Source organism: Pseudomonas sp. Z3-8, assembly GCF_051131975.1.
Lineage (GTDB): Bacteria > Pseudomonadota > Gammaproteobacteria > Pseudomonadales > Pseudomonadaceae > Aquipseudomonas.
In genome coordinates, this window is sequence record NZ_CP071643.1 from 2,312,620 (window position 1) to 2,332,801 (window position 20,182).

General features: G+C 62.2%; 23 protein-coding genes. 15 read left to right on the forward strand and 8 right to left on the reverse strand.

Features of this window, described 5'->3' with window-relative positions; translation table 11 throughout:
* Positions 1-215: 215 nt before the first annotated feature.
* Together J3P94_RS10790 and cobF are read left to right on the forward strand one after the other, a co-directional pair.
* Entirely contained in the window at positions 216-794 is a 579-nt protein-coding gene (locus tag J3P94_RS10790; RefSeq protein ID WP_434573252.1) for a histidine phosphatase family protein, read from the forward strand.
* The gene (gene cobF / locus J3P94_RS10795) at positions 791-1,546 is read left to right on the forward strand and encodes a precorrin-6A synthase (deacetylating) (RefSeq protein ID WP_434573254.1); all 756 of its coding nucleotides are present in this window, start codon (positions 791-793) and stop codon (positions 1,544-1,546) included. The genes J3P94_RS10790 and cobF overlap by 4 nt, the downstream gene beginning before the upstream one ends.
* A gap of 144 nt (positions 1,547-1,690) precedes the next feature.
* Here the strand turns inward: cobF and ftrA are convergent, their stop codons facing one another.
* Entirely contained in the window at positions 1,691-2,650 is a 960-nt protein-coding gene (gene ftrA / locus J3P94_RS10800) for a transcriptional regulator FtrA (RefSeq protein WP_434573256.1), read from the reverse strand.
* Between the two features lie 102 nt (positions 2,651-2,752).
* Between ftrA and J3P94_RS10805 the strand changes: the two genes are divergently transcribed.
* The 4 genes from J3P94_RS10805 (at position 2,753) to J3P94_RS10820 (ending at position 6,186) form a co-directional block, all read left to right on the forward strand.
* Positions 2,753-3,187 (forward strand): rhodanese-like domain-containing protein, encoded by a 435-nt coding sequence (locus J3P94_RS10805; protein WP_434573257.1) that lies wholly within the window; start codon positions 2,753-2,755, stop codon positions 3,185-3,187.
* Between the two features lie 222 nt (positions 3,188-3,409).
* A complete protein-coding gene (locus tag J3P94_RS10810) occupies positions 3,410-4,189 on the forward strand; it encodes an ABC transporter substrate-binding protein (protein WP_434573259.1) in 780 nt (259 codons plus the stop codon).
* A gap of 103 nt (positions 4,190-4,292) precedes the next feature.
* Positions 4,293-5,405, forward strand: a complete 1,113-nt coding sequence (locus J3P94_RS10815; protein ID WP_434573261.1) for a succinylglutamate desuccinylase/aspartoacylase family protein — start codon at positions 4,293-4,295, stop codon at positions 5,403-5,405.
* Between the two features lie 64 nt (positions 5,406-5,469).
* Positions 5,470-6,186 (forward strand): alpha/beta hydrolase, encoded by a 717-nt coding sequence (locus J3P94_RS10820; RefSeq protein WP_434573263.1) that lies wholly within the window; start codon positions 5,470-5,472, stop codon positions 6,184-6,186.
* A 77-nt stretch (positions 6,187-6,263) separates the two neighbouring features.
* Here the strand turns inward: J3P94_RS10820 and J3P94_RS10825 are convergent, their stop codons facing one another.
* Both J3P94_RS10825 and J3P94_RS10830 read right to left on the reverse strand, forming a co-directional pair.
* Positions 6,264-6,854 (reverse strand): hypothetical protein, encoded by a 591-nt coding sequence (locus J3P94_RS10825; protein WP_434573265.1) that lies wholly within the window; start codon positions 6,852-6,854, stop codon positions 6,264-6,266.
* 56 nt (positions 6,855-6,910) lie between these two features.
* A complete protein-coding gene (locus J3P94_RS10830; RefSeq protein WP_434573266.1) occupies positions 6,911-7,855 on the reverse strand; it encodes a LysR family transcriptional regulator in 945 nt (314 codons plus the stop codon).
* Between the two features lie 133 nt (positions 7,856-7,988).
* Between J3P94_RS10830 and J3P94_RS10835 the strand changes: the two genes are divergently transcribed.
* Entirely contained in the window at positions 7,989-8,591 is a 603-nt protein-coding gene (locus J3P94_RS10835; RefSeq protein ID WP_434573267.1) for an NADPH-dependent F420 reductase, read from the forward strand.
* Between the two features lie 14 nt (positions 8,592-8,605).
* Here J3P94_RS10835 and J3P94_RS10840 read toward each other — a convergent pair whose 3' ends face one another.
* Positions 8,606-9,541, reverse strand: coding sequence for a LysR family transcriptional regulator (locus tag J3P94_RS10840; RefSeq protein WP_434573268.1), 936 nt, complete (start codon positions 9,539-9,541; stop codon positions 8,606-8,608).
* A gap of 109 nt (positions 9,542-9,650) precedes the next feature.
* Here J3P94_RS10840 and J3P94_RS10845 point away from each other — a divergent pair, with 109 nt between their 5' ends.
* Both J3P94_RS10845 and J3P94_RS10850 read left to right on the forward strand, forming a co-directional pair.
* The gene (locus J3P94_RS10845) at positions 9,651-10,148 is read left to right on the forward strand and encodes a DMT family transporter (RefSeq protein ID WP_434573269.1); all 498 of its coding nucleotides are present in this window, start codon (positions 9,651-9,653) and stop codon (positions 10,146-10,148) included.
* A 1-nt stretch (position 10,149) separates the two neighbouring features.
* Positions 10,150-10,602: a DMT family transporter gene (locus J3P94_RS10850; RefSeq protein WP_434573271.1), complete on the forward strand. Its 453-nt coding sequence runs from the start codon at positions 10,150-10,152 to the stop codon at positions 10,600-10,602.
* Between the two features lie 5 nt (positions 10,603-10,607).
* Here the strand turns inward: J3P94_RS10850 and J3P94_RS10855 are convergent, their stop codons facing one another.
* Positions 10,608-10,886: a hypothetical protein gene (locus J3P94_RS10855; protein ID WP_305500172.1), complete on the reverse strand. Its 279-nt coding sequence runs from the start codon at positions 10,884-10,886 to the stop codon at positions 10,608-10,610.
* Between the two features lie 155 nt (positions 10,887-11,041).
* Between J3P94_RS10855 and selD the strand changes: the two genes are divergently transcribed.
* Complete coding sequence (selD, locus tag J3P94_RS10860) at positions 11,042-12,076, forward strand: selenide, water dikinase SelD (RefSeq protein WP_434573273.1); 1,035 nt, start codon at positions 11,042-11,044, stop codon at positions 12,074-12,076.
* Positions 12,076-13,179, forward strand: a complete 1,104-nt coding sequence (gene mnmH / locus J3P94_RS10865; RefSeq protein WP_434573274.1) for a tRNA 2-selenouridine(34) synthase MnmH — start codon at positions 12,076-12,078, stop codon at positions 13,177-13,179. Before selD ends, mnmH begins: the two co-directional genes overlap by 1 nt.
* A gap of 1,072 nt (positions 13,180-14,251) precedes the next feature.
* On the opposite strand, the gene J3P94_RS10870 is transcribed toward mnmH, so the two are convergent.
* Complete coding sequence (locus tag J3P94_RS10870) at positions 14,252-14,923, reverse strand: histidine phosphatase family protein (RefSeq protein WP_434573276.1); 672 nt, start codon at positions 14,921-14,923, stop codon at positions 14,252-14,254.
* 340 nt (positions 14,924-15,263) lie between these two features.
* On the opposite strand from J3P94_RS10870, the gene J3P94_RS10875 reads away from it, so the two are divergent.
* The 3 genes from J3P94_RS10875 (at position 15,264) to J3P94_RS10885 (ending at position 18,291) form a co-directional block, all read left to right on the forward strand.
* The gene (locus J3P94_RS10875) at positions 15,264-15,962 is read left to right on the forward strand and encodes a glutathione binding-like protein (RefSeq protein ID WP_434573278.1); all 699 of its coding nucleotides are present in this window, start codon (positions 15,264-15,266) and stop codon (positions 15,960-15,962) included.
* Between the two features lie 152 nt (positions 15,963-16,114).
* A complete protein-coding gene (gene hemB / locus J3P94_RS10880; RefSeq protein ID WP_434573280.1) occupies positions 16,115-17,089 on the forward strand; it encodes a porphobilinogen synthase in 975 nt (324 codons plus the stop codon).
* Between the two features lie 107 nt (positions 17,090-17,196).
* Positions 17,197-18,291, forward strand: a complete 1,095-nt coding sequence (locus J3P94_RS10885) for a DUF1615 domain-containing protein (protein WP_434573282.1) — start codon at positions 17,197-17,199, stop codon at positions 18,289-18,291.
* 85 nt (positions 18,292-18,376) lie between these two features.
* Here the strand turns inward: J3P94_RS10885 and J3P94_RS10890 are convergent, their stop codons facing one another.
* Entirely contained in the window at positions 18,377-18,811 is a 435-nt protein-coding gene (locus tag J3P94_RS10890; protein WP_434573283.1) for a phage infection protein, read from the reverse strand.
* A 195-nt stretch (positions 18,812-19,006) separates the two neighbouring features.
* Here J3P94_RS10890 and J3P94_RS10895 point away from each other — a divergent pair, with 195 nt between their 5' ends.
* Entirely contained in the window at positions 19,007-19,636 is a 630-nt protein-coding gene (locus tag J3P94_RS10895; RefSeq protein ID WP_434573285.1) for a glutathione S-transferase family protein, read from the forward strand.
* 1 nt (position 19,637) lies between these two features.
* On the opposite strand, the gene J3P94_RS10900 is transcribed toward J3P94_RS10895, so the two are convergent.
* Positions 19,638-20,174, reverse strand: coding sequence for a PqiC family protein (locus J3P94_RS10900; RefSeq protein WP_434573287.1), 537 nt, complete (start codon positions 20,172-20,174; stop codon positions 19,638-19,640).
* Positions 20,175-20,182: the final 8 nt, after the last annotated feature.

Consider the following 20,182-nt stretch of genomic DNA (forward strand, 5'->3'; position numbering starts at 1 on the left):
AGAGGTTTTTACTTTCCGTTTAAAAAGCCTCAAGTCATGTAGAGGCCTTGTAGGGCAAGGGTTTGGTTGGAACGCCAATGTATGTCAGCTATCGCTCCCGTCTGTGTCAGACATACCGCCTTTTTGTCCGGGTTATTTGATTTCATATAAGGTGTTGTACAAGAAAATACGGGAGGGTTGCTGTGTTGAGCCGTCCGACAGCCTGAGTATCCAACGTGCAAGCCACTCGCCTGACCCTGATCTGCCATGCCCGCACCGCCGCCCAGAAAGATGCACGTTTCGGCTTGGACGAACCGCTGGACGCCGGCTGGCTGGCGACGCGTGCCGAGATCGGCCATGAATACCGGAACGTCCGCCGCCTGCTTTGCGGGCCAGAGCTGCGCACCCGCCAGACCGCGGCGCTGTTGGGCGACGATCCGCAGGTGGTCCAGGCGTTGGCCGATTGTGATTTCGGGCGTTGGCGCGGGATGTCTGTCGATGAATTGCTCAAGACGGAGCCGGAATGCCTTCAAGCCTGGCGTGACGACCCGGACGCCGCGCCCCACGGCGGCGAGTCCGTCAGCGGGGTATGTCGCCGGGTCGGCGACTGGCTGACGACGCTGCAACACACTCCGGGCCACTGGCTGGCCGTTACCCATCCGTTCGTGATTCGCGCTGCCCTGGTGAACGTACTGGGTTGCCCGCTGGGCATGTTCCACCGGATCGACATCGAATCGCTTTCCGTCACTGAGTTGCGTTTCAATGGGGTGTGGCGATTTCGCACCCAGGGGCCTGGCCGGGAGCCGCAAGCATGAAGAGATTGTCGGTGATAGGCATCGGTGCCGGTGATCCCGATCACCTGACGATGCAAGCAGTGAAGGCCCTGAATCAGGTCGATGTGTTTTTCCTGATGGACAAAGGGCCCGGCAAGGACGCGCTGTTGGACCTGCGTCGCGACATCTGTCGCCGCTACATCACTGATCGCACTTACCGTTTTGTCGAAGCCGGCAGTCCCGAGCGCCAGCGCGAGGATCTGGACTACACGGCCAGTGTCGAGGCACTTAACCGGGCGAAGCAGGCAACGTTCGAAAGATTGATCAATGAGCAATTGTCTGACGGGCAGCGTGGCGGTTTCCTGGTGTGGGGCGACCCATCGCTGTACGACAGCACCCTGCGCATCCTGCAGGCGATCCTTGATTCGGGGCGCTGCGTCTTCGAGTTCGATGTCGTTCCGGGGATCACCTGCGTCCAGGCCCTCGCGGCGCGACACAAGGTGCCGTTGAACAGTATCGGCGGCTCGCTGGAGATCACCACGGGGCGCAGGCTGGCGGCGGGGCAGGTTGGCGATGCCGCGAGCACGGTGGTGATGCTTGATGCCGAGGATGCGTATCGCCAGGTCAGCGATCCTGATACGCAGATCTATTGGGGCGCCTACGTGGGAATGGCGGATGAATTGCTCATTGCCGGACGGCTGGGGGACGTGGCCGACGACATCGAACGCACCCGCAAGGCGGCGCGACAGGCGAATGGGTGGATCATGGATACGTATTTGTTGCGCAAACCCTGATGGTGCGGATCAACCCGTGGCGAGGGAGCTTGCTCCCGCTCGACTGCGAAGCAGGCGCAAGACATTAGCCATCTTGTGCATCGGGGTTGCTGCGCAACCCAGCGGGAGCAAGCTCCCTCGCCACGGAGGACCTCGAAGACGTCGTCACCCTCGCCCAAACCGCTCCCGGTACACCGACGGCGCCAGCCCCACCACGTTGCGAAACGCTACCCGGAAACTCTCCACCGAACGATAGCCACACAGTTGGGCAATGTTGTCGGTGTTGTCTTGCGTGCTTTCCAGCAATTCCCGCGCCCGTGCCAGGCGCTCATGTTGCAGCCAGGCCTTGGGCGACAGGCCGCAAGCCTGGGTGAAGCGACGCAGGAAGGTCCGTTCGCTCATGGCGGCGTGACTGGCCAGGTCGCGCACTCCCAGCGGCTCGTGGAGACGTTCCCGGGCCCATTGCATGACGCCGGACAAATCGCTGCGCGGCGTGCGGCTGACCGGCGAGGGGATGAACTGTGCCTGGCCACCGGTGCGCTGGGTCGGCATGACCAGCCGGCGCGCCACGGCATTGGCGACCTGGGCGCCGAAATCCCGCGCCACCAAGTGCAGGCAGGCATCGATGCCGGCCGCGCTGCCAGCCGACGTGATGATCTGGCCTGAGTCGACGTAAAGGACGTCGGGATCGACTTCGATGATCGGGTAGCTGTCGGCGAGTTCGTCGGTGTAGCGCCAATGCGTGGTGGCGCCCAAGCCGTCGAGCAGCCCGGTGGCCGCCAGGACAAAAGCCCCCGAGCAGATCGACAACAGGCGAGCGCCACGGGCATGGGCTCGTCGCAAGGCCTGGAGCAGGGCATCGGAGGGCGGTTCGCTGCGACTGCGCCAGCCCGGCACGATAATGGTTCGCGCGCTGTCGAGCAGCTCCATGCCGCCATCGGCCAATACCTGGAAGCCGCCCATGGCGCGCATCGGGCCGTCGTCGACAGCGACGATGCGGTGTTCATACCAGGGAAAATCAAACTCGGGCCGTGCCAGTCCGAATATCTCGACGGCGACGCCGAATTCGAACGTGCACAGCCCGTCGTAGGCGAGAATCGCGACGAGGCCAGGGGTGGGCTGCATTTGGCGGAAAATTCCCACAGAGTGTCTTGTACGCCACTGTAGCGGTTGGCGGCGGGTGGATAAAGTCTCTCCAAGCCCTTATCCGTCCCTGGAGTAAAAACGATGACCAGCCCTGTTCGCGAAGTGCCTGCCGCCCCGTCCGACATTGCCCTGCAGCATTTCAGTCGGCGCCTGATGTTCGAAACCGATTGTTCCGACGTACGTGCCAGCCAGGACGCCGCTGAGATCGATTTTGTCCTCGTTGATGTGCGCGGGCCGCAGGCCTACGCACGCGGGCACGTGCCCGGGGCGATCAACCTGCCGACCCGCACGCTGACCGCCGAGGCGCTTGCGGCCTATCCTAAGGCCACCCTGTTCGTGGTCTATTGCGCGGGGCCGCATTGCAACGGCGCCAACAAGGCTGCGGTGCGCCTGGCGACCCTGGGGTACCCGGTCAAGGAAATGATCGGTGGTGTCATGGGCTGGCTCGACGAAGGTTTCCGCCTGACCGGTTCCGTGGAGCGCGTGACGGAGCAGGCGGTCAGCTGCGATTGTTGAACGGTGCGTCCTCCTTGTGGTGAGAACAAGCTCCCTCGCCACAAGGGCTGATTGCTTTCGGTTTTGCAAATGCTTTCCATCTTTATAACTATTTGTCGCCTATACGCAATTCCGCTCCCGAGTGCCCCTCTAGACTCCCGCTCACTTCGGTTCTCGCTGACCGAACGCTGTTTCCGAATCTGCCCATAACGATCAAAAAAACCTGCGCACTCAGGAGCAAAAATGAAGAAGCTTGTCATGTTCGGTGCCCTGGCACTGTCCGTACTCTCCCTGTCGGCCGTGGCCGAAGACGCCAAGCCGATCCGCCTCGGGATCGAGGCCGGTTATCCACCTTTTTCGATGAAAACCCCTGATGGCAAGCTGACCGGCTTCGATGTGGATATCGGCGACGCGCTGTGCGCGCAGATGAAGGTCAAATGCACCTGGGTCGAGCAAGAGTTCGACGGGCTGATTCCGGCACTAAAGGTGAGGAAAATCGACGCGGTCCTGTCGTCGATGACCATCACTGACGACCGCAAGAAAAACGTCGACTTCACCATCAAGTACTACCACACCCCGGCGCGTTTCGTGATGAAGGAAGGTACGGACGTCAAGGACCCGCTGACCGAACTCAAGGGCAAGAAAGTCGGCGTGCTGCGCGCCAGTACCCATGACCGCTTCGCGACCGAAGTGCTGGTGCCGGCGGGAATCAACCTGGTGCGCTACAGCTCCCAGCAAGAAGCCAACCTGGACATGGTCGCCGGTCGCCTCGACGCCATGCTGGCCGACTCGGTCAACCTCGACGAAGGTTTCCTGAAAACCGCCGCCGGCAAAGGCTTTGCCTTCGTCGGGCCGACCTATGAAGACGCCAAGTATTTTGGCGGCGGCGCCGGCATCGCGGTGCGCAAGGGTGACAAGGCCCTGGCGGACAAATTCAACGCCGCCATCAGCGAAATCCGCGCCAATGGCACCTACAAAAAGGTGCAGGACAAATATTTCGCCTTTGACGTCTACGGGCATTAATCGCTGAAGGAAACAGGTGGCCCGCCGCTGACCCGGCCGGCCACCTTTTTCATGGGCGATTGTTTTACCCTGAGCCTGTCGAGAACCGATATCTGGAGTGCCAATGCAACGCATCGACCATACCCTGCCGTGGAGCCACCTGGGCACGGAGCGCCGGCTCAGCGTGTTTCGTTTCGGCCATGGCCCGCGCAAGGCCTACATCCAGGCCAGCCTGCACGCCGATGAACTGCCGGGCATGCGCACGGCATGGGAACTGAAACAGCGGCTCAGCGACCTTGAGTCCCGCGGCCTGCTCAAAGGCGTGATCGAACTGGTGCCGGTGGCCAATCCCATCGGCCTGGACCAGCATCTGCAGAGTGCCCACATGGGGCGTTTCGAGCTGGGCAGCGGGAAAAATTTCAACCGTTCCTTCGTCGAACTCAGCGCCCCGGTGGCGCAGCGCATCGGGGCTCGTCTGGGCGACGATCCGGCTGCCAACGTCACCTTGATCCGGCAAACCATGGCCGAGGTGCTCGACGAACTTCCCGCGCCACCTTCGCAACTCGAAGCCATGCATCGGCTGTTGCTTCGCCATGCCTGCGACGCCGACGTCACTCTCGACCTGCACTGCGATTTCGAGGCCGCGATTCACTTGTACGCGTTGCCGCAACAATGGCCGCAGTGGCGCTCGCTGGCCGCGCGGCTGAGGGCCGGTGTGGCGTTGTTGTGCGAGGATTCCGGCGGCAGCTCGTTCGATGAGTCCTGCTCCACGCCCTGGTTGCGCCTGGCGAGGATCTTTCCGCAAGCGGCCATTCCGGCGGCCAACCTGGCGACAACGCTGGAACTGGGCAGCATGGGCGACACCCGGGTGGAGCAGGCCCGGGCCAGTTGCGAGGCTATCCTCGGATTTCTCGCCGAACAGGGACTCATCGGCGGTGACTGGCCGGCCGCGCCGGCGCAATGCTGCGAGGGTTTTCCGTTCGAAGGCACCGAATACCTGTTTGCCCCGCACCATGGCGTGGTCAGCTTCCTGCGCGACGCTGGCGAGTGGGTGGAGCGAGGCGATGCTTTGTTCGAAGTGGTCGATCCGTTGAACGACCGAGTGACCACGGTCCGCGCCGGCACCAGCGGCGTATTGTTCGCCCTGGATCGCGGGCGCTATACCCAGCCGGGCGTCTGGCAGGCGAAAGTCGCCGGGCGTGAGCCGATTCGGGCGGGGAAATTGATCAACGGCTGATAAGTGCTGTCTACCTCACCGCACGGTCGTCACCGTGCGGTTATCCAATGCTGGAGGAAGACCGATGTTCAAAGCGTTCGCCCTGTTTCTGCTGCTGGTGTCTGCCGGAGCGCAGGCCCAACCGTCGCTGCATACCGACTTGCCACTCAACTACCTGGCCCGCGCCGATGAACAGGCCAGGAACCGGCCACTGGTGATTTTCCTGCACGGTTCGGGCAGCAACGAAGAAGACCTGCTGACGCTCGCCGACGAACTGCCCAAGCACTACAACTACCTTTCGGTGCGGGCACCCAAGTCGATGGAGCCGGGGCGCTACCAATGGTTTGCCAGGAAAGGCGAGGGCGCCTATGAAGGTGACACGTCAGACCTGAAGGCCAGCGGCCAGATGCTCCTGGAATTCATCGAGAAGGCTCGGGCCAAATACCCGACCGATGCGAGCAACGTCTATCTGGTGGGTTTCAGTCAAGGCGCGATGATGAGCTACGAGGTAGCCCTGAGACACCCCGAAGCCGTCGGCGGCATTGCCGCGATGGGCGGGCGAGTTCTTTCGGTGTTGCGCGCCGAACTGACGCCCGATGAATCGCGCCGGGATCTGGCGGTGTTCATAGGCCACGGCACGGTGGACCCGATCATTCCCTACCACGACGGCACCGACGCTGACACGTTCCTCAAGACCCTGGCCCTGGAACCGGAATTCCACGCGTATCCGGGGCTTGGTCACAATATCAGCGCGCAGGAAGTGAAGGACCTGCGGGCCTGGCTGGAGCGGCTCAACCCTTGATCCAGCCGGATCCCTGTGGGAGCGAGCCTGCTCGCGAATGCAGCAATGGGGTCCACCAGGCACACCGCACAGGCCCATCACTTTCCGCTGGCGATCTGCTTGACCAATGCCTCATGACCGGCCTGGTCGCTCGCCCTGGAGATGATCTGCACCACGGCCATGCGCGTGCCGGAAGCCCCTATCAGGGTAGTGTCCAACGTGGGCCCGCCACCTTGGGTGGCCCGGGTGTCGAGCTGGCGCAGGCCGAGGCCGGTGGCTTTCAGGGTCAGGCTCTTTTCCCCGAGGATTTTGGCATCCGGCAGGGCCTTGGTCTTCTGGACCGCGAAATCGGCGAAGGTCGTGTCCAGGAAGGCTGCGTCGTTATCGTTTACATTCGCCCCGTCAACCAGGGTGTTCTCTGCCGTGATCACCACCGTTTTGCGGGTGGCATTGCTGTACATCGTACCGCTCGCCCCGGCGGTTCCCTGTGCCACGTCCCCTGCGGACAAGGGCGTCGCCGTGAAGCCCGGGGGGAGGGTGAAGCTGAACTTGCCGCCCAGCAGCGAAACCTTCTGGGCCGGTGCTTGCGCCACGGGTTTCTTGGGCTGGGCGGCAAGGGCCGGGGATGCGACCAGGCTGGTGATCGCTGCCAGTAGCAGGGCGGCAGCTGGTTTACTCAGCAATGACATTAAAACGCTCCATGGGCTGGTTGGCTTGAAACTGGAACACGAGTCGTCCTTGTCGGTCATGGGTTCGATACGTTAACACCGACGGCACTGAAGCGCCGCGCCAGCGCCCGACGTTCGAAGTGCTCGGTAATGAAGTCGACAAAGACCCGGGTCTTGGCGGGCATCAGCGTACGACTCGGGTAATAGAGCGAGATCGCGCCAAGGTCGACATACCATTGCGGCAGCAGCCGCACCAGCTCGCCGCGCTCCAGCCAGGGCAAGACATCCGGCACCGTCAACAGCGCAACGCCCAGGCCCAGCAAGGCAGATTCACGCATCGCGACCGGATCGTTGAAGGTGATCGACTCCGGCAACGACACCGCGCACTCGAGCCCGGCGCTGTTGCGCATCATCGGTTGGCGCACACGGCCGGTCAGGCTTGAGCGCAGGACGATGTTAGCGTGATCGGCCAATTGCTCCGGATGCTGGGGCTGGGCATGAACGGCCAGGTACTGCGGGCTGGCGATGGCAATCAGGTGGGCTGGCGCCAAAGTCCGGGACACCACGCCGGGAGTCAATTCGAAACCGCCTCCAATCGCCGCGTCGAAACCCTCGGCAATCAAGTCGACCCGACGATTTTCGAAATGCCATTCCGGCCGGATCAGGGGATATCGACCGAGGAAAGCAGGCATTAACGGCAAGACGTGAGCCATGCCAAAGCTGGGGGAGAGGCTGACCCGCAACAGGCCGGCCGGCTCGCCACGTTCGGCGCTCACCGCGCCAATCGCAACCTGCAGGGCTTGAAGGTTGCCGCCGATGCTGGCGAGGAAATGTTCGCCGGTTTCGGTCAGGGAAAGCTTGCGGGTCGAACGCTGGAACAGGCGTACACCCAGGTTTCGCTCCAGCATCGCCACGTTGCGGCTGACGGCGGCGGGCGTCAGCGCCAGCAGCCTGGCGGCAGCGGAAAAACTGCCGGTCTCGGCACTGCGCACGAAACATTCGAGGTTGGCGAGGGTTTCCATTTGATGGGACCTGATAGTAATGCTTGAAGATAATTCAAGCCATTACCGGCTAATCAGGGCGCAATGGCAAGCGCAATATGCACCTCAACGGCGGACATCACCGCACGGTTTTTCCAACCATTGAGGACATCACATGAACACCATCGGCATTATCGGCGCTGGCGCCATCGGCAGCGCATTCGCCCGGGCCCTGGCTCGCCAAGACATCAACGTGGTCATTTCCAACAGTCGCGGGCCGGAAAGCCTGACCGAGCTGGTCGCCGAACTGGGCCCGACCGTACGTGCCGGCACCGTGCAGGAAGCTGCCGCGCAACCCATGGTGCTGGTGGCCGTCAACTGGCAGAAGTTGCCGCAAGCCCTGGCAGGTTTGCCGGATTTCGCCGGGCGGATCGTGATCGACGCCAACAATGCCATCAAGGTGCCGGAATTCCAGGCGATCGATCTGCACGGGCGGACCTCCACCGAGGTGTTCAGCGAGTGGGTGCCCGGCGCGCGGGTGGTCAAGGCATTCAACCACATGCTGGCGAAATTGCTCGAGGCTGATCCGGCTGCCGAGGGTGGCAAGCGTGTGCTGTTCCTGACCGGCGATGACCAACAGGCGCGTGTGGAAGTGGCCGGGTTGATCGAGCGGCTGGGATTCTTCGCCGTGGACCTCGGCCCGCTGAGCGCCGGAGCGCACCTGACGCAATTTCCCGGCGGCCCGTTGCCGGTGCTGAATCTGGTCAAGTTCGACTGAGCCACCCCGGGCGATCAAGGACGATCCCAGTAGGGCACTTCGCCGAAACACTCGAGGAAAAAATCGATCACCGTGCGCACTTTCACTGACAGGCGTCGGCTGCCGGGCCAGAGGATGGCGATTTGCTGGGGTTCGAGGCTGTTGGACGCTTCGTAATCGCCCAGGACCGGTACCAGCGTGCCGTTGCGCACGGCTTCGCCGATCAGCCATGACGGAAACATCACCAGGCCCAGGCCTTGTTCGGCGGCCTGGGTCAGGGTGTCGGCGTGGTTGCCGGTGATTGGCCCGCTCACGCTGTAGCGTATCCAGGCTTGACCTGGCTTGCGGAAAAACCAGCGCTGTTGCCCGGCTACGCCTTTGTAGGCCAGGCACTGATGGGCCGCCAGGTCTTCGGGTTTTTGTGGAGCGCCGTGGCGGGCCAGGTAGGTGGGGCTGGCCGCGATCTGGAAACGGTGTGGAGCGATGATCCGCGCCTGCATGCTCGAATCGTGCAACGAGCCGATGCGAAAGAGCAGATCGGCACCTTCCTGCAGCGGGTCGACGTAACTGTCGGTCTGCTGGATATCCAGCTGCAGCTTCGGGTAGCGCTCGCACAGTTGTCCCAGCCAGGGCGTCAGGTGGCGCTGTCCGAAGACTACCGGGGCGTTGATCCGCACGAGTCCGGCCGGTTCGCTGCGCTGTTCCTGCAAGGCTTGTTCGGCTTCTTCCAATTGCACCAGCAGCAAGCGTGCATGGTGCCCGAGCAGGCGGCCGGCTTCGGTGGGCGAAACGGCGCGGGTATGGCGATACAGCAACTGCTGGTTCAGCGCCTGCTCCATCAGTTGGATCTGCCGGGAAATCGAGGAGGGCGCCAACCCCTCGCGCCGCGCGACTTCCGAGAAGCTGCCGTGATCGAGCACCGCGACGAACAATCGGAGTGCCTTGAAACCCAGTTCATCAAGACCGTGCATGGGACTCCGCTGTGCGTGTTACGCAAAAGAGTTGTAAGAATGCTGCCATTTATCGCACAACAGCGCCAGCCGATAATGCCCGTCGTTTCTTTTCAGGCAGGTTTATCTCATGCAATCAACATCCACCCCCTCCGCCGCAGCGGTAGCGGATGCCGCGCCACCCCGGACTTTCCTGCGCTGGCTCCTGCTACCCCTGGTGATCGTGGCGGGCATGGGGCTATCGGTGGAGGCCGGTCTGCTCGGGCCGCTCGGTCTCCAGGTCGGGCATCTGTGGGCAACGTTAAGCATCTTTGGCGTTGGCGCGGCGCTGCTGTTCCTGCTGTTGTTGCTCAGCGGTCCGCAACGAGGCCCGGCTCTGAATGAGTTGCCGCGCTGGCAATTGATCGGTGGCTTCCTGGGGCCGATCTACGTGGTGGTATTGACGCTCGCCACCCCGCACATCGGCATTGCCATGACCATGATCGCGATTCTCTCCGGACAGGTCGGCAAAAGCGTGCTGATCGACCATTTCGGCTGGTTCGGCGCGAGCCGCAAGCGTGTCAACCGCGAGCGCTGGCTGGCGTTGGCGTTGATTGTCGTGGCCCTTGTCCTGATTGCCCGAGGTTGATATGAGCGTAATCCTGTTATTGCTGGTGGTCGTCGCCGCCGGCGCGGTATTGAGCGTCCAGGCTGCCATCAACGGGCGTCTGGGCGAGACGGTCGGCGTACTGCGCAGCAGTCTGCTGACCTTTGCGGTAGGCACGGTGGTGACCGGGTTGTTGATCGTGTTTTTCGAGCCGGCCCATGCGGTAAGCCTGTTGGACGTGCCGAAATGGCAGCTCAGCGGCGCATTGTTTGGTGTGGTGTACATGATCGTGATGGTCGGCGCGGTGCCGAGAGTCGGCACAGCCGTGGCAACTGTCGCGGTCATCGTCGGGCAACTTGCCATGGGCATGCTGATCGACAACTTTGGCTGGCTGGGCAATCCACCTGTCGAACTGTCCGCCAGCCGCTTGTTGGCCATGGCCTGCCTGGCACTGGCGCTGGTGTTCATGTATCGCAGCAGTACGCGGCAGAGCTGAACGGCTCAGTCCGGTTCGACGTCCAGTTGCAGGCTGTCATCAGCCAGGCGCTCGGTACGTCGGACAATGCCGCTGATGCGCCGGCCTTCGACGCTGAACACCACGATCTGGGCTTTTGCCAGGTCTTCGGGCAGCGGTGGGCGTACATGCAGGGCGAACCATGGCGGCTCGCCGTCGTCGAGGCGCTTGACATCGAACTGGCAGTCGACGCTTTTGGTTTCGCGTCCGAACAGCGTGTCGAGGCCGTAATCAAGGTGGGTGTCCACGCGTGGGTTCAAGTCCATCGGCAATCTCCCCGGATGAAGGCTCGGCTATTGAACAAGTGAGTCTGTTGGCAACAGAAAAATTCCGTCGGATGAGTGCCGACTGGTCGTGACCGGCAGTGAACGGCTGGCGTTGCTGCTAGAATCGGCCACCTTGACTTACGAGAGGTATGCCCATGAGCGAGCCGATTCGCCTGACCCAGTACAGCCACGGTGCCGGTTGCGGCTGCAAGATTTCGCCCCAGGTGCTGGAAGTGATCCTGGCCGGCAGCGGTGCGCAAAACCTTGATCCCAACCTGTGGGTCGGGAACGCTTCCCGGGACGATGCGGCGGTCTATGCCATCGATGAGAAGCGCGGCGTGGTCTCGACCACCGATTTCTTCATGCCGATCGTTGACGATCCGTTCGACTTCGGTCGCATCGCCGCGACCAATGCCATCAGTGATATCTATGCCATGGGCGGTGATCCGCTGATGGCGATTGCGATCCTCGGCTGGCCAGTCAACGTGCTCGCCCCGGAAATCGCGCGCGAGGTGATTCGCGGTGGCCGCTCGGTGTGCGACGAGGCAGGCATCCCCCTGGCGGGCGGGCACTCGATCGATGCGCCCGAGCCGATTTTCGGTCTGGCAGTGACGGGCCTTGTGCAAAAGCGCCACATGAAACGCAACGACACCGCCACCGCGGGCTGCCGGTTGTACCTGACCAAACCCCTGGGCATCGGCATCCTCACGACGGCGGAAAAGAAAGGCAAGCTGCGCGCCGCCGACGTGGGCCTGGCCCGAGACTGGATGTGCACGCTGAACAAGCCCGGCAGCCGTTTCGGCAAGCTCGATGGCGTGACGGCGATGACCGATGTCACCGGTTTCGGCTTGCTCGGGCATTTGGTGGAAATGGCCGATGGCAGCCAACTGACCGCGCGTATCCGCTACGACGCGGTGCCGCGCCTGCCAGGCGTCGAGTACTACCTCGATCAAGGCTGCGTACCGGGCGGCACATTGCGCAACTATGACAGCTACGCCAGCAAGGTCGGTCGCGTCCAGGAGCTGCACAAGCGGGTGCTGTGCGACCCGCAGACCAGTGGCGGCCTGCTGATTGCCGTCACACCCGAAGGGGAGAGCGAGTTCCTGCGGGTCGCCGTTGAACTGGGTCTGGCGCTGGAACCGATTGGTGAATTGGTCGAGCGACAGAACCACGCGGTCGAGGTGTCTTGATGCCCAACGACATCACCGATTACCGCGATATTTTCCTCAATGATCGCCCGATGATGGACACTCGCGCGCCGGTGGAATTTCTCAAGGGCGCGTTTCCCGGCGTGGTCAACCTGCCGTTGATGACTGACATCGAGCGGCAACGCGTCGGGACCTGCTACAAGCAGCAGGGGCAACAGGCCGCCATTGTCCTGGGGCATCAACTGGTCAGCGGCGAGACCAAGGCCCAACGCATCCAGGCCTGGGCCGAATTTGCCCAGGCCCATCCTGATGGCCTGCTGTACTGCTTCCGCGGGGGCTTGCGCTCACAGATCGTCCAGCAATGGCTCAAGGACGAGGCGGGCATCGAATACCCCCGAGTCGGCGGGGGCTACAAGGCGATGCGTACGTTCCTGTTGGGCACTATCGACCAGGCGGTCGCTCAGTGCGATCTGGTCCTGCTGGGCGGCATGACCGGCACCGGCAAGACCGAGGTGTTGGCGCAGCTCAATAACGGCCTGGACCTGGAAGGCTATGCCAATCATCGCGGTTCGAGCTTCGGCAAGCGGGCGACCGGGCAGCCTTCCAATATCGATTTCGAAAACCAGCTGGCGGTGGATGTGCTGAAAAAGCGTGCCGCCGGCATCGAGCAATTCGTGCTGGAGGATGAAAGCCGCATGGTCGGCAGTTGCGCCTTGCCGTTGCCGTTGTACCAGCGCATGCAGCAGGTGCCGATGGTCTGGCTGGAAGATCGCCTGGAGCGGCGGGTCGAGCGGATCCTGCGCGACTACGTGATCAACCTCTGCGCCGAGTTTGTCGAGGTCCATGGCGACGAAGGGTTTTCGCTGTTTGGCGAACGATTGCTGGCGAGCCTGGACAACATCCACAAACGCCTGGGTGGCGATCGCCATAGGCGATTGCTGGGCATCATGGAAGCCGCCCTGGCCGAACAGGCCGCCAGCGGCGCCGTCGACCTGCATCGCGCTTGGATCGAAGGCTTGCTGCGCGAGTACTACGACCCGATGTATGTATTCCAGCGGGAAAAGAAGGGCGGGCGCATCGAGTTTGTCGGGGAGCAGGCGGCGGTATTGGAATATCTGCGTGAACGCGCCGCTCGGGAAGGATAAAACTCAAGTCTTGGCACACAACCTGTGGGAGCGAGCCTGCTCGCGAAGGGATCCGGTCAGTCACCCCCTCATTGGCTGACCCGCCGCTTTCGCGAGCAGGCTCGCTCCCACAAGGGCTCGCGGCTGCTCACAAATTCTGCGTCCACCACCGATTTCCTGTGGGAGCGAGCTTGCTCGCGAAGAGGCCAGCATATTCAACATCTTCTTCGTCCGTGACGCCGCCATCGCGAGCAAGCTCGCTCCCACAAGGGCTCGCGGCTGCTCACAGATTCTGCGTCCACCACCGATTTCCTGTGGGAGCGAGCCTGCTCGCGAAGAGGCCAGCATATTCAACATCTTCTTCGTCCGTGACGCCGCCATCGCGAGCAAGCTCGCTCCCACAAGGGCTCGCGGCTGCGCACGAATTCTGCATCCACCACCGATTTCCTGTGGGAGCGAGCTTGCTCGCGAAAGCGGTGGGTCAGTTGGCGGGAATGTTGGATGTGCTGCCGTCTTCGGGAGCAGGCTCGCTCCCACATGGATTTGCGGCTGCTCACAAATTCTGCGTCCACCACCGATTTCCTGTGGGAGCGAGCCTGCTCGCGAAAGCGCTGGGTCAGTTGGCGAGAATGTTGGATGTGCTGCCGTCTTCGCGAGCAGGCTCGCTCCCACAAGGGCTCGCGGCTGCTCACAGATTCTGCGTCCACCACCGATTTCCTGTGGGAGCGAGCCTGCTCGCGAAAGCGCTGGGTCAGTTGGCGAGAATGTTGGATGTGCTGCCGTCTTCGGGAGCAGGCTCGCTCCCACATGGATTTGCGGCTGCTCACAGATTCTGCGTCCACCACCGATTTCCTGTGGGAGCGAGCTTGCTCGCGAAAGCGGTGGGTCAGTTGGCGGGGATGTTGGATGTGCTGCCGTCTTCGCGAGCAGGCTCGCTCCCACATGGATCTGCGGCTGCTCACAAATTCTGCGTCCACCACCGATTTCCTGTGGGAGCGAGCTTGCTCGCGAAAGCGGTGGGTCAGTTGGCGGGAATGTTGGATGTGCTGCCGCCATCGCGAGCAAGCTCGCTCCAACAGGGGAAGTCAGCAGATTACGTCGGGCAGGTCTTCTGCCCGTTATCCAGGCCTTGCTTGTAGCTCTGGCTGGTGAGGCTGGCCTTGCCGTTGTGCCAGGTCAGGGTCAGCACGTACAGGGAGTCGAAATCGCTCGATGCCCAGTCGTCGGTGATGGTCTGCCGCTTGCCCACCGCTTCACCCGCGACCTTGTTGATCAGTTCAGGCAGGTAGCCGTGGGACCAGGCCGTGTAGATCGTGGAGTTGTGGTATTTGTCCTGCATCAATTCGTCAGCCAGGTCACTGGTGTCGTTGGCTGAATACTCGATGTTTACCGGCAGGCCGAGCTTGATGGCGCTGGGGCTGATCGTCATCAAGGGGCGAATGTAGCTGTAGGAGTTGTCCAGCTCACCCTCTTCGACGTTACGGGTCGGATTGGCCGCGAACACGTAGTCGGCTTCGCCGAATCTTTCTGGCAGCAGGGTGGCCAGGTCGATGGCGCGGTTCAGCCCCTGGCAATTGAGTTGGCCGAGGCCACCGACCGGTTTTTCCGCGTGGCGCAGGAACACCAGCGTCTGCACGCCGTCGACGGGCTGGGCACTGCTGACGCTGGATTCCAGCGACAGCACCAGCCCACAGGTCACGAGCAGCGTCGGTAGCAATAGCCACGGACGGCGTTTCAACTGGGCGAACTTCAGTGGGTTGATCATCGATATACGTCTTTGTCTTCTCGATTCAGGCTGACAAACCCAGGCACCGCAAAGCCTCTGGCTCCGGGTGTTTTCCCTGTCGTTATGGCCGCTTCGATTGCTCGGGGCATCTCTCAGAGTCCCCGCTGCTTCTTTGGTTCGATCCTGGGGGCGATCCTGGTTGATGCCGGGCACTGTAGCGGCGTCCCGCCAAGGGACGCAGCGAATGTTAGCGACAGGATGTTGCGGAATTAAGAAAGAGGCGCTGTCCCTAAAGAGCCAAGGCTTGTGTTCAAAGGCCCCAAAGCCTGCTCAGCTGATTTATGCTTGGGCTTTCCGACTGATCCATGGAACCCATGCCATGCCCGACCTGACCCCTTTCCCCATCACCCAGAAATGGCCCGCCCAGTTCCCTGAATGGCTCCAGCTCTATTCCCTGCCGACCCCCAACGGCGTGAAGGTGTCGATCATGCTGGAGGAGATCGGTCTGCCCTACGAGGCGCACAAGGTGGACTTTGGCAACAATGACCAACTGTCCCCCGAGTTCCTCTCGCTCAACCCCAACAACAAGATCCCGGCGATCCTTGACCCCCACGGGCCGGGAGATAGGCCGTTGGCGTTGTTCGAATCGGGAGCAATCCTGATTTATCTGGCCGACAAGAGCGGCCAGCTGCTCGCGCAGGAATCGGCGGCGCGCTACGAGACGATCCAGTGGCTGATGTTCCAGATGGGCGGCATCGGTCCGATGTTCGGTCAGCTGGGGTTCTTCAACAAGTTCGCCGGCAAGGATTACGAGGACAAACGGCCGCGCGACCGATACGTCGAGGAAAGCAAACGCCTGCTCAAGGTACTCGATGGACGTCTGGAAGGACGCGACTGGATCATGGGCGAGCGCTACACCATCGCCGATATCGCCACGTTCCCATGGGTGCGCAACCTGCTTGGTTTTTATGAGGCCGGTGATCTGGTGGGTATCCAGAACTTCCCGAACGTGACGCGGGTGCTGGAACGTTTCCTGGCGCGGCCGGCGGTGGCGCGCGGCTTGAAGATTCCGGAATGACCCGCTAATCGGGTGACGTGCAGCAACGGCTCGCTGACGTTGTGAGTGGATTATTGCCTGTCCGGTAACACTCTGTTCATGTGTCGGCGTTTGTGCCCTGCCTGGTCAGGGCATAAGCTTTATCTGGTGTCCCATTTCGCCTCCGGAGTCCCATGTCCAGTCAGTTCCCCGCAGCCCGTCCACGCCGTCTGCGTCGCAATGCAAGCCTGCGCAACCTGTTCCAGGAAACCGAATTGGCCTTGAATGATCTGGTACTGCCGATTTTCGTCGAAGAGGAAATCGACGATTTCGTGCCGATCAAGAGCATGCCCGGCGTGGTGCGTATCCCGGAATCGAAGCTGGCCGGGGAAATCGAGCGGTATGCTCGTGCCGGTATCAAGGCGGTGATGACCTTTGGTGTGTCCCATCATCTGGACAGCGACGGCAGCGACACGTGGAGCGAGCGTGGCCTGGTTTCGCGCATGGCCGGAATCTGCAAGGACGCCGTGCCGGAAATGATCGTGATGTCCGATACCTGTTTTTGTGAGTACACCGATCATGGCCACTGCGGGGTGCTGCACGGTCACGAAGTCGATAACGACCGAACCCTGATCAACCTGGGCAAACAAGCGGTAGCGGCGGCACGCGCCGGCGCGGATGTCATCGCGCCGTCGGCGGCCATGGACGGGCAAGTCCAGGCCATTCGCAGGGCGCTCGATGACGCGGGCTTCAGCCAGACGGCGATCATGGCCTATTCCACCAAGTTCGCCTCCGCGCTCTACGGGCCGTTCCGCGAGGCCGGCGGCAGCGCGTTGAAAGGCGACCGCAAGAGCTACCAGATGAACCCGATGAATCGCCGCGAAGCCTTGCGCGAGTCGCTGCTCGACGAGCAGGAAGGCGCCGATGGGCTGATGGTGAAGCCGGCCGGGGCCTATCTCGACATCATCCGCGACATCCGCGAGGCCTCGAACCTGCCATTGTCGGCCTACCAGGTCAGCGGCGAGTACGCGATGATCAAGTTCGCCGCACAGGCCGGCGCCATCGACGAAGCCCGAGTCATGCGAGAAAGCCTCGGCGCGATCAAGCGGGCAGGGGCGGACCTGATCTTCACTTACTTCGCGATGGATCTGGCGCTGAGCGGGATCTGACCCAGCGCTCCCACCAGGTTTGTGCTGGCTTTGCATCAGTGCATCAGTAGCCTCCACAGGCTTTTGATCGTATGGTTGCTCCCGAACAAGGGAACTGATGGAGCACCATGCATTTCACTCGATTGATGATCACTCTTGCCGCATTGCTGGCCCTGGCCGGCTGCGGCAGCCGTCAGGCCCAGGAGCCTGAGCGCCAGCCTGCCGAAGTCAAGGCGCAGATCGCGCGCTTATTGCCGGCCAAGACCGCCGATCGGGAAGGTTGGGCCACGGACATCTACGTGGCCTTTGCGGCGCAGCAGATCCCGCCAACGACCCAGAACATCTGTTCGGTGCTGGCGGTGACTGAGCAGGAGTCGACCTTCCAGGCCGATCCCGCCGTGCCGGGGCTGGGCAAGATCGCCCGGCAGGAAATCGATCGCCGGGCGGCGAAGCTACGCATCCCCGGGTTTCTGGTGAGCGGCGCCCTCCAGGTGCGCTCGTCCAATGGCAAAAGCTACAGCGACCGCCTCAACGCGGCGCGCAGCGAGAAGGAACTCAGTGCAATTTTTGATGATTTCATCGGCATGGTGCCGCTCGGCAAAACCCTGTTCGATGGCTTCAACCCGGTGCATACGGGCGGGCCGATGCAGGTCAGCATCGCCTTTGCCCAAGCCAATGCGCGCGATTATCCCTACGCGGTGGATGGCTCGATTCGTCGGGAAGTATTCAGTCGTCGCGGAGGGATGTATTTCGGCATCGCGCATTTGTTGGGGTATCCCGTCAGTTATACCGAGCCGCTGTACCGTTTCGCCGATTTTAATGCTGGCTGGTATGCCAGTCGCAACGCGGCCTTCCAGCATGCGGTGAGTCGCGCTTCGGGCATTACGCTGGCCCTGGACGGTGATTTGATCCTGCCTGATTCGATCATGCCCGGCAGCACGGAGCTGGCGGTGCGCACGTTGGGCAAGTCATTGGGCATGCGCAACCCGACCATCCGCGATCAGCTGGAACTGGGCGACAGCCTGGCGTTCGAGGACAGCAAGCTCTACAAGCGGGTGTTCGAACTAGCTGAGAAGGCCGAGGGCAAGCCGCTACCTCGGGCGGTGTTGCCGGGCATCGTGCTCAAGAGTCCGAAAATCACTCGCAAGCTGACCACTGCATGGTTTGCCAAGCGCGTGGACGAGCGGTATCAGCGGTGCATGACGCGGGCTTCGGGGCGCTGAATCTTCGGCCATGAAAAAGCCCGGCGGATGAGGCCGGGCTTCTACTGTGATGGCTTGAAGGATCTTGCAGCACGGTGGTAACAATTCATGCGCGGTTCTTGGCCAGGTTATCGGAGCCACCTTCGGCAACGCGGCGTTCCAGCAGACGGTCGGCACCGCCTTCGGCAACACGGTTTTCGATCAGCTTGTCGGAGCCACCTTCGGCAACGCGGCGTTCCAGCAGACGGTCAGCACCGCCTTCGGCAACACGGTTTTCGATCAGCTTGTCGGAGCCACCTTCGGCGACGCGGCGTTCCAGCAGACGGTCAGCACCGCCTTCGGCAACACGGTTTTCAATCAGCTTGTCGGAGCCACCCTCGGCGACGCGGCGTTCCAGCAGGCGATCGGCACCGCCTTCGGCAACACGGTTTTCGATCAGTCGGTCAGAGCCGCCTTCGGCAACGACGGGCTGGGAAGTGGCGGCGAATACGTTGGCTGCCAGAACGGAGAAAGCGAGGCTGAGGATGATTTGGCGTTTCATGATGGTGTGCTCCGGGGTGCGTTGGTTTGTGTGGGGCCATTGTTGCGCCGGGCACCGATCGTGAGAACTTCATTGACGTGATGGTGAACATCGATGGCGGTGATAGCTCGCCGGGTTGGTGTCAGCCAGGTTGATGGAACACTGGGGCACCGGTGCGCTCTACCGACCTGAATCCCTTTTGAAGGAGGCCAGTCCATGTATCAGTTATTCGGCCACAGCCAATCCGGTTCCTCTGCCGTGGAGGTCGCCTTGGATGTTTGCGGCGTGCCTTACCGCCGGGTAGATACCTATTCGACCGAGGACAACGACGCGGCGAAGGAACTCGAAGCCCTGAATCCACAGAAGCAGGTCCCGACCCTGCAATTGCCGGACGGCTCGGTGCTCACCGAGGCGGCGGCGATCCTGATTCACCTGGGGCTGTCTTTTCCGGAATCGAAACTGCTGCCGGATGATCCGGCCCAACGTGCGCAGGTCATACGCGGCCTGGTGTATATCGCCGCCAATTGCTACACGCCGATCGGCATCATCGATTTTCCGCAGCGCTGGCTGCCCGACGCCGACGACGCTGCTCGGGAGCGATTGGTGGCGGGCACCAAGCAACGTCTGTATCGCAACTGGGCGTTGTTTGCCGACCAGTTTCCTGCGAGCCCATTCCTCGGCGGTGCCGAGCCCGGTGCATTGGATATCCTGGCGGCGGTGATTACCAAGTGGGTCGAAACCCGCGAAGCGATGCTCAGTGCCCGTCCTGAGTTCTACGCCCTGCTGGAGCGCATCGACCGCCATCCGCGAATCGCGCCAGTGCTTTCATTGCACTGGCCCGAATGAATCAGGGACACGCATTGCGCGAGGCGGCCTGGCGGACAAGTTCTGCAAGCTGTCGAACGTTCTGCTGATGGCCTTTCACCAGGTCGTCAATACTGCCGCCGGCCGGTGTCTGCAGGCTGCTGCGGCAGGTAAGGGCCTGAGCTTCGTTGCCATGGCTACGCAAGCGCCATTGCACGTCCATGCGCGCATAGCGGCCTGGGATTGAGTCGAAGCGTTGCACCTCCACCCGCAACAGCCGCCTGGGGGCCCCGGGGTTGCTCAATTGCTCGTCCAGGCTGCTGCGTAGTTCATCCGCCAGGCTTGAGCCCCACCATTCGGTTTCCAGGATCGCCAGACCGCTGTCGCCCTGACGAATCACCATCTGGGTGCGATCCACTTGCGGCGGGACGCTGAGTTGTTCGATCTGGATATCCACCCCTGCACGCGCCTGACCCGCCGGCTGGACCGGGCTCAGGGTGTGGTAGTGAATGGGATCGCTGCGACAGGCACCGAGCAGCAGCGCCAGGGCGATCAACGAACATTTCAGCATCAGCGGCATCGGGCGTG

Bases quoted from the DNA above. Each gene is read 5' to 3' on its own strand.
- cobF (WP_434573254.1), top strand. From the start codon at position 791: ATGAAGAGATTGTCGGTGATAGGCATCGGTGCCGGTGATCCCGATCAC.
- ftrA (WP_434573256.1), bottom strand. From the start codon at position 2,650: ATGCAGCCCACCCCTGGCCTCGTCGCGATTCTCGCCTACGACGGGCTG.
- J3P94_RS10805 (WP_434573257.1), top strand. From the start codon at position 2,753: ATGACCAGCCCTGTTCGCGAAGTGCCTGCCGCCCCGTCCGACATTGCC.
- J3P94_RS10810 (WP_434573259.1), top strand. From the start codon at position 3,410: ATGAAGAAGCTTGTCATGTTCGGTGCCCTGGCACTGTCCGTACTCTCC.
- J3P94_RS10815 (WP_434573261.1), top strand. From the start codon at position 4,293: ATGCAACGCATCGACCATACCCTGCCGTGGAGCCACCTGGGCACGGAG.
- J3P94_RS10820 (WP_434573263.1), top strand. From the start codon at position 5,470: ATGTTCAAAGCGTTCGCCCTGTTTCTGCTGCTGGTGTCTGCCGGAGCG.
- J3P94_RS10825 (WP_434573265.1), bottom strand. From the start codon at position 6,854: ATGTCATTGCTGAGTAAACCAGCTGCCGCCCTGCTACTGGCAGCGATC.
- J3P94_RS10830 (WP_434573266.1), bottom strand. From the start codon at position 7,855: ATGGAAACCCTCGCCAACCTCGAATGTTTCGTGCGCAGTGCCGAGACC.
- J3P94_RS10835 (WP_434573267.1), top strand. From the start codon at position 7,989: ATGAACACCATCGGCATTATCGGCGCTGGCGCCATCGGCAGCGCATTC.
- J3P94_RS10840 (WP_434573268.1), bottom strand. From the start codon at position 9,541: ATGCACGGTCTTGATGAACTGGGTTTCAAGGCACTCCGATTGTTCGTC.
- J3P94_RS10845 (WP_434573269.1), top strand. From the start codon at position 9,651: ATGCAATCAACATCCACCCCCTCCGCCGCAGCGGTAGCGGATGCCGCG.
- J3P94_RS10850 (WP_434573271.1), top strand. From the start codon at position 10,150: ATGAGCGTAATCCTGTTATTGCTGGTGGTCGTCGCCGCCGGCGCGGTA.
- J3P94_RS10855 (WP_305500172.1), bottom strand. From the start codon at position 10,886: ATGGACTTGAACCCACGCGTGGACACCCACCTTGATTACGGCCTCGAC.
- selD (WP_434573273.1), top strand. From the start codon at position 11,042: ATGAGCGAGCCGATTCGCCTGACCCAGTACAGCCACGGTGCCGGTTGC.
- mnmH (WP_434573274.1), top strand. From the start codon at position 12,076: ATGCCCAACGACATCACCGATTACCGCGATATTTTCCTCAATGATCGC.
- J3P94_RS10870 (WP_434573276.1), bottom strand. From the start codon at position 14,923: ATGATCAACCCACTGAAGTTCGCCCAGTTGAAACGCCGTCCGTGGCTA.
- J3P94_RS10875 (WP_434573278.1), top strand. From the start codon at position 15,264: ATGCCCGACCTGACCCCTTTCCCCATCACCCAGAAATGGCCCGCCCAG.
- hemB (WP_434573280.1), top strand. From the start codon at position 16,115: ATGTCCAGTCAGTTCCCCGCAGCCCGTCCACGCCGTCTGCGTCGCAAT.
- J3P94_RS10885 (WP_434573282.1), top strand. From the start codon at position 17,197: ATGCATTTCACTCGATTGATGATCACTCTTGCCGCATTGCTGGCCCTG.
- J3P94_RS10890 (WP_434573283.1), bottom strand. From the start codon at position 18,811: ATGAAACGCCAAATCATCCTCAGCCTCGCTTTCTCCGTTCTGGCAGCC.
- J3P94_RS10895 (WP_434573285.1), top strand. From the start codon at position 19,007: ATGTATCAGTTATTCGGCCACAGCCAATCCGGTTCCTCTGCCGTGGAG.
- J3P94_RS10900 (WP_434573287.1), bottom strand. From the start codon at position 20,174: ATGCCGCTGATGCTGAAATGTTCGTTGATCGCCCTGGCGCTGCTGCTC.